This window comes from Okeania sp. SIO2F4, from assembly GCF_010672385.1.
Lineage (GTDB): Bacteria > Cyanobacteriota > Cyanobacteriia > Cyanobacteriales > Microcoleaceae > Trichodesmium.
In genome coordinates this window covers 1-1850 of record NZ_JAAHGT010001305.1, presented here as the reverse complement: position 1 = coordinate 1850, position 1850 = coordinate 1, and the positions used below count along the sequence as shown (strand labels likewise).

The following is a 1850-nucleotide window of genomic DNA, read 5'->3' as shown; positions in this document are numbered from 1 at the left end:
ATAAGGTTTCATAAGTTAACGCGTTAACGGAGCTTTGCGTCAGCAATCCCCATAAAAAATTATTTCTCTTAGTGTACCTTATGACTATGGGAAATGCTATAATAGTATTGGTTCAGATTTTAAGCGACTAAATATGGCTTTAACTGCACTACCTCCAGCAAAACGGTTACTATCCCAAGTGTGGTTTATTAGTTCTGTTGGTCGTTCTTGATTTTCTAGGGGATAGTGTTTTTGTAGGAAATTTTTTAAGCACTGGGAAAGATGTTTTTCTACTTTAGGAAATGTGGAGGTGGAAGTTTTATTGAGATGTTCAAAACGGTCAAAGTCTATTTCTGGTGGTGCGAGAATTATTTGTACGGGAATTGGATTTCTGCCTTGATGATATTCGAGGATATGCCAAGGATAATTTTTGATAGGTCAGTCATCTAACTCTTTCATTTCTTGAGCAGCTTCTCGTTGATATGCCGCCATAAGAAATTGAGTTTCTCGGTTGTATTGAACAAGTTAGATTTGGAGTTGTTTTTGTTGTTGAAATAGCCATGCTTGAAACTCTTGATTACTTTTAGCTATTTGCATATCCACTGCCTTGATAAATTCTTGAAGTTTCCGATTTTCTTGGCATTGGTATGCGACGATTTTAGCTTGAAACTTTTGACGGGCGATTTCTAATTCGCGTTGAAATTCTTGATTATTCTCCTGTAAGTCTAGCTGAAACTTTTGATTATTTTGCTGCAACTTAATCTGAGACTTAGTGCGCATATATTCAATTTCAAACTGAACAGCTATTTGTTTTTCTTGTAAATCATTTTGATGAGCAAAACGTTCAGTTTCTAAGTCTCTTTGAAATGCTTGATTATTTTGTTGTAACCTTACTTGAGCAGCAAGACGTTGAGATTCTATTGCTACCTGAAATTCTTGATTATTTCGTTGCAAGTCAAGTTGGAATGCCTGATTATTTTGCTGCAACTTAATCTGAGACATAGTACGCATATATTCTGTTTGAAGTTGAGCAGCTATTTGTTTTTCTTGTAAATCTTTTTGATGAACAAGTCGTTGCCCTTCTAAATTTTTTTGCATGGTTCTACCGGAGGCACTATTAAAAGCATTTACTATTCCATTCCATGCCATGATACCTCCGCCAACAACTGCGGGAAGTAAAGGTAAAACCATAATTTTTTTCTCCTGTAATTGGAAATTTTCAGTAGGTTCAAAAAGTTTGATAAATGCTCGGTTTCCTACGTCAACTAAACCTACATTATCTGGAGGAATATTTCCGCATAATTTCTGATTATTATTGAAATTTTTAGTAGGTTCAAAAAGTTTAAGAAATGTTGGGTTTCCTGTGTCAACCCAACCTACATTATCTGTCATTGACAGGGGAATATTTCCGCATAATTTCTGATTATTATTGAAAGTACCTTGAAGCAACCTTAGTTTCTGAGAGATTACTTTTCTAATGTTAGGTTTATCTAGGAGATCGCCTCCACTCAAGATTCCTCAACCTAACCTAAATTATCTAGGTAAAAATTTCTCTACTCTCCAAAACTTCCAAACTCCCACAAATATTTGAGGTTGAATTAAGTTATTTTTTTTCTTCCTCCTTCCTCCTTCCTCCTTCCTCCTTCCTCCTTCCTTCTTCTTACTTCTTACTTCTTCCTTCCAAAAAATTAATTTGCACCTCCATAATAGGAACATAATAAATAGGCAGCAGCACCAACTACTCCTTTATTAGTATGGGAGACTTGAATGTCTCCATTATTATAAACATTGCCATTATTGTCTACCCAACCAACTGCATGATTATGATTATCATAAACCTGACTATCTGTACCTGCATATCCTAGATAATA

At 35.2% G+C, this 1850-nt stretch carries 2 protein-coding genes; both read right to left on the bottom strand.

Features of this window, described 5'->3' with window-relative positions; translation table 11 throughout:
- Positions 1-504: 504 nt before the first annotated feature.
- Positions 505-1371, bottom strand: a complete 867-nt coding sequence (locus tag F6K22_RS39905) for a hypothetical protein (protein ID WP_293110606.1) — start codon at positions 1369-1371, stop codon at positions 505-507.
- A gap of 296 nt (positions 1372-1667) precedes the next feature.
- A partial coding sequence (locus tag F6K22_RS39900) for a hypothetical protein (protein WP_293110604.1) occupies positions 1668-1850 on the bottom strand: 183 nt, incomplete at its 5' end.